Source organism: Rhizobium sp. P1_E1, assembly GCF_056406015.1.
Genome location: NZ_JBFUAY010000276.1, coordinates 1 through 5,084 on the forward strand (window position 1 = coordinate 1; position 5,084 = coordinate 5,084).

Sequence of the window (5,084 nt, forward strand, 5' to 3'; positions counted from 1 at the left end):
ACGCTGGAAGGAAAGCATCCGGCTCGCCATGCTTCTGCCGCTGCTGCTGCCGGAGGTGCTGACGGCGATATCGCTGTTGTTCTTCGTCTATTCGATGGGCATGGGCACACGAACGATCGCGGCGATGATCATCGGCCATTGCCTCATCACCCTTCCCTTCGTCTTCATCAACGTTTCGGCGGCAATGGAGTCCTACGACGCATCCTGGAGCCTGGCAGCCAAGAGCCTCGGCGCCGGGCCATTGACGCGGTTTCGCCGCATCATGCTGCCGCTGATCAAGCCTGGCGTGATTGGCGGATGCCTGTTCGCCTTCATCATATCCTTTGACACGTTCACCATATCCTTCATGCTGAAGAACGTGGGAACCRCCACGCTTCCAATCCAGCTCTACGACTATCTGCGCACGAATTTCACACCGGAGGCCGCCGCCGTATCGACGGTCTCAATCGTGCTGACCTTGTTCATCGTCATCTTGTCGGAGAAAGTGCTGGGCCTTCGCATTCACCGCTTCTGATCAGCTCTTTGGTAGAGAATGATCTGAACCCTTCAAACTGGACTCTTTTTCGTCAATGTTTCCAGTGAGCCTCCCTCTGCAGCGCCGACCGAAGCCATGCTTTTTGGGCAGGCAAGCTCACCTGTTCGAACGGTTGCAAGGTCCTCGTCGGCGGCACGGGAACCGGAAAGAGCCATCTCGCCATCGCGATTGCCCGTGCACTGATCCGCAACGGAACACGCGGGCGCTTCTTCAACGTCGTCGATCTGGTCAATCGGTTGGAAACGGAAACGCGCAGCGGCAAGCAGGGGCGGACGGCCGACTATCTCAACCGCCTCGACTTCATCATACTGGATGAACTCGGCTATCTGCCATTTGCCCAGGCGGGCGGCCAACTCCTGTTCCATCTGATCAGCAGGCTCTACGAGCGCACGTCGATCATCGTCACCACGAACCTGGCGTTCGGCGACGCCAAAATGACGAGCCGCTTCGCAAGCATCGAGAGCTCGGCCGGGTCCTCGAAATCCTGCATGAGGAATTCGAGGACGCGCTGAAGGAAGGCACGGCCGACTTCAAGAAGCGCGGCAGGATCCTGAAGATTCTTCTGTTCGGCTCCTACGCCAAGGGCGGATGGGTGGATGAACCCTTCACCATGAAGGGGTATCGCTCCGATTTCGATCTCTTGATCATAGTCAACAACCGCAAGCTCTGCGAGTTCGCCGAATACTGGCACAAGGCAGCGGATCGGCTGATCCGGGACAAGTCGATCGAAACGCCGGTGAGCTTCATCGTCCACTCCAGACGCGAGGTGAATACCTACCTTAAGGAGGGGCAGTATTTCTTCTCGGACATTCGCAAGGAGGGCATCGTTCTCTATGAATTGGACGATGAGCCACTGGCGGAGCCCGAGCCGCTTTCGATAGAGGATCGGCTTCGCGTCGCGAAGGAGCATTTTGACCAACGGTTTCGAGCGGCAACTCGTTTCTTGGAAATAGGCCACTTGGCGATAGATCGTGGATATGCAGAGAATGCTGCTTTCGAACTTCATCAATCCCTCGAGCAAGCATATTCTTGCGTTCTGCTCACCCTCACCAACTATGGCCCGCCATCGCACAACATCAAGTTCCTTCGCTCACTCGCCGAGGAGCAGGACCGCCGGCTGGCCGAAGCCTTTCCACGTGATCAGCACAAGGAACGCGCTTGGTTCAATACATTGAACGAGGCCTATGTGAAGGCGCGCTATTCGAAACATTACGAGATCAGCGAGGAGGCGCTGATTTGGCTCGGTGAGCGGACGACCGTCCTGCTTGAATTGGTCGGGGCCGTTTGCTCCGAGCACCTCGAAAAGCTCAAACACGACAGCCACTAGCAGTGGTGTGGCTCACGTTACTGATCGGTGAAATCGTTTGCCCTCAGTACGCCCCGGGTCGCGATAGGTGGAAGGCCGAAGGCTAGATCCAAGCTTAAAGATGGCTTCAATTGGCCCGAGGGTGAACCTACGCCTGGGCTGAATTTCAAGCGTCATCCGACGACATGGATCCAGCCATGAGGGCTCCTTTGCACCGCCACATCTGCTTTTAAAAGAGAGAATCCGTCGCGAAGATCGAGCCCAATCCACGACCATTTCGTGTGGGGTCGCCGGAAATCTGCTCCAAATCTAGACCTGACCGGTGATTTCAATAATCCGTTTGGATGAGAGATCGTGCCCACTGTGCCGCGTGCAGTTCCATGGAGAAACTCCGGTTGCTCATCATGGAAGGCGATCACGGATTGGGGCGGCGAGGACAAGGTGGGAGCGGAGCAGCGGTTACGGTCCGATCATCTTAAACCGAAATAAAAAAGGCCCTGCGACGACAACACTGGCGCCGACTGTCGGCAAAGGTTTCCCGTCAGCGGACGACGGCAATCACCGGAATTCCGGCTTCCTCCGCAGCGCGAAGGAGTGCGGTACGCGCTGCCTTTGCTGGGATATTACCTTTAATGGCATCGAGACATGTTCTTACCGCCGCGATGTATTCCTTGCCATCGTCTGTCGGCCAGGCGGCGACAAGAGCCTCGGCAACCTCACGGAGTGATCGTATCAGCCGATGCTTTTCTTGTCCGCTCATCACAAGCATCAGGGGAGCGAAATCTTCGCTTCTATGCCAATCCACTATACCGACCGTTTGCACGAATAGCCGCCTTTATTCCTAAAATGCGACGCCGGACATGGATCGGCAACGCTTCACCAGGGAGGTTCTGACTGGATACAGCAACATCGCTAAAACCTCCCTGGTGTCCTTTCAACAAGGATGAGCAAAATTTAAGTCGGATAGCGCCGAGTGGAAGACGGACCTAAGTCGGACTGGCCGGCCCAGGACCTGCTTCTCATATCAGGCTTGAGGTAACATGAAGTTCCGTGGAGGGGCGGAACAGGAGGAGAGTATGAAGTTCGGCCCCAATAGTCATGAAGACCGCTGTTCGGAAGGCCACAGTGCGGCCTCCACTATCGCAACGATATCAGCAGCTCTTTCCGTCGATCCTGACATTGACAGCAGTGCCATCGAGATCAGGATGCTTGGCCCCGTCGTTCTGCTCGAAGGCTACATAACAAATGCTCCAGACCGCGACAAAGCCATCTCAATCGCAGCGATGATCGTCGGCCAGGAAAACGTCCAGGACCGGATGTTGAGCCGTTTCCCCATGCAGTAGTGGCGGTATCCATACGGGCTGAGACCAAGGTCCGATGTAGCCCCGGCACGAAGTCCCAGCTCTGGAACAGTTTTTCTGTTTGACGGTTTCGCCCTCCACCGGAACCAACCGCGTCAAAGGAGAAAAACAGATGAATATCAAAGCAGTAGGAATTGCCGCCAGCATCCTGTTGGTATCGACGTCAGCCTTCGCGCAGTCGTCAACGGTGACAGGTGCGGTAGGCGGAGCTGCCACGGGCGCGATTGTCGGTGGTCCGGTGGGTGCTGCTGTCGGTGGCATCGTCGGCGGCGTGGCAGGCAGCGTCATCGATCCGCCGCCTCAGAAAGTGATCACTTATGTCCAGCAGGCTCCGGCCCCGACCGAACGCGTCGTGGTGAAGGAGAAGGTGGTTGTAGGACAGCCCCTGCCGGAGACCGTTGTCGTGACACCAGTCCCCGATGATCCGAAATATGCATACGCGATCGTCAACGATCAGCGTGTGATCGTCGAACCTTCTTCCCGAAAGGTCGTCCAGGTCATCCAATGACCGACGGACCGGCTTAGGCCGTTTTTCTAACAGTGAGGGCACGCATGCGACGCATGAGAATGCGAGGCGGCATCGCGTGCCCGAATTCTCGGAGATTGATCATGAAAAGCAACCATCTCACCATGCTCATGGCAGCGTTGTCACTGAGCGTGTCGCCCCTTGCAACATTGCCGGCAGCAGCCCAGCAGGACACCAAGAGCAGCGGCCAGGCCCAATCCGGTTCTCAGACGGGCACGGACTCCGGTTCGCAGTCCGGCTCCAGCGCCGCCGGAACCGGCACCGACTGCACCCCCGACGCGTCGGGAGCCTGCCCGCAAGGCAAGGGCCAATCATCGCAGCAGAAATCTGGCCAGGGCTCGGATACCCAGAAGAGCGCCGAGCAGCCTTCCCAGGACAAGTCTTCGACGAGTGGAAGCGCCTCCGGCAAGGCTTCGACGGAAACCAAGCCTGGATCGCAAGACGCCGGTAGCGGCACGACGACCGAACAGAAGCCCACCGCCAAGTCCGGCACCACCGATAACAGCGGCGCAGCCACTTCAGGTACGAAGAGCAGCACGCAAAATGCCAAGCCTGCAGAGGGCACGGATAGCGGCACCCCCACGCAGAGCGGTGATGCGTCCAAACAGTCGACCGATCAGAATTCGTCGACGACCAACAAAAGCTCGTCTGAAACAAACGTCAATAACAATAACACGACAAACAATCAGACGAACACCAAGACCAACGTCAACATCTCGGTCGAGCAGCAGACTGAAATTCGCACTGTGGTGAAGGAGGTCCATGTCGAGCCGGTGAAGGAAGTCGACTTCACGGTTTCCGTCGGGGTGAAGATCCCGAAAAAGGTACGGCTGGAACCGCTACCGCCGCGCATCGTGAAGATCGTTCCGCAATATGAAAGCTACCGCTTCTTCATCCTTGCCGACGGGCGGATCGTCATCGTCGATCCTTCTGCATTCACCATCGTCTACATCATTGCGGCATAACCGCCAGCGCCTCGGCGGCCATCCGCCGCCGGGGCGCTGTGCGAAATTCCGCGCGCGGTCAGCACGGTATGGGCAATCTGGCGTTGGAACATCGAAGGTGGCACGATACGAAAGCTCGGTACACAGGACCTATTATCCGAGGATTTGTATCATCTTCGTATGGCGAGGAAAGGTGCCCGATCGAATAGGATGCCCTGGTTCGGGGCTCAAAGCAGGGGGACAGGAAGCGATCACGCGTTATGTCAGCGTGGGCGGCGTGGTTGGCCGAAGCCCCATGGCGGACGGGCGCCTATAGCGAGGGGTTGCAGGAGGGCGCGGGTCACCAGCAGTGTCAGCTGTTCGAATGCAAGCCTGGCGTTTCGTTGCCCGCGGGACGGTGTATTCGTAGCAC

At 57.5% G+C, this 5,084-nt stretch carries 6 protein-coding genes and 1 pseudogene; 6 read left to right on the forward strand and 1 reads right to left on the reverse strand.

Translation table 11 applies throughout. The features are described 5' to 3' along the window. The 3 genes and pseudogenes from AC1D1Z_RS33825 to AC1D1Z_RS33835 all read left to right on the forward strand — a co-directional run. Positions 1 to 514 (forward strand): ABC transporter permease (locus AC1D1Z_RS33825; protein WP_477853185.1); only part of this gene is annotated, 514 nt, incomplete at its 5' end. 140 nt (positions 515 to 654) lie between these two features. Further along, positions 655 to 978, forward strand: a pseudogene (locus tag AC1D1Z_RS33830) (ATP-binding protein); the annotation flags it as partial. A 149-nt stretch (positions 979 to 1,127) separates the two neighbouring features. Further along, on the forward strand, positions 1,128 to 1,862 hold the full coding sequence (locus tag AC1D1Z_RS33835) for a HEPN domain-containing protein (RefSeq protein WP_477853186.1): 735 nt from the start codon (positions 1,128 to 1,130) through the stop codon (positions 1,860 to 1,862). A 520-nt stretch (positions 1,863 to 2,382) separates the two neighbouring features. Here AC1D1Z_RS33835 and AC1D1Z_RS33840 read toward each other — a convergent pair. After that, a complete protein-coding gene (locus AC1D1Z_RS33840) occupies positions 2,383 to 2,664 on the reverse strand; it encodes a DUF982 domain-containing protein (protein ID WP_026188665.1) in 282 nt (93 codons plus the stop codon). Between the two features lie 253 nt (positions 2,665 to 2,917). Here AC1D1Z_RS33840 and AC1D1Z_RS33845 point away from each other — a divergent pair, with 253 nt between their 5' ends. The 3 genes from AC1D1Z_RS33845 (at position 2,918) to AC1D1Z_RS33855 (ending at position 4,693) form a co-directional block, all read left to right on the forward strand. Continuing rightward, positions 2,918 to 3,184 (forward strand): BON domain-containing protein, encoded by a 267-nt coding sequence (locus AC1D1Z_RS33845; protein ID WP_018245391.1) that lies wholly within the window; start codon positions 2,918 to 2,920, stop codon positions 3,182 to 3,184. Positions 3,185 to 3,314: 130 nt separating this feature from the next. Continuing rightward, a complete protein-coding gene (locus AC1D1Z_RS33850) occupies positions 3,315 to 3,710 on the forward strand; it encodes a DUF1236 domain-containing protein (RefSeq protein WP_018245392.1) in 396 nt (131 codons plus the stop codon). 101 nt (positions 3,711 to 3,811) lie between these two features. Next, on the forward strand, positions 3,812 to 4,693 hold the full coding sequence (locus AC1D1Z_RS33855; RefSeq protein WP_018245393.1) for a DUF1236 domain-containing protein: 882 nt from the start codon (positions 3,812 to 3,814) through the stop codon (positions 4,691 to 4,693). Positions 4,694 to 5,084 lie beyond the last annotated feature (391 nt).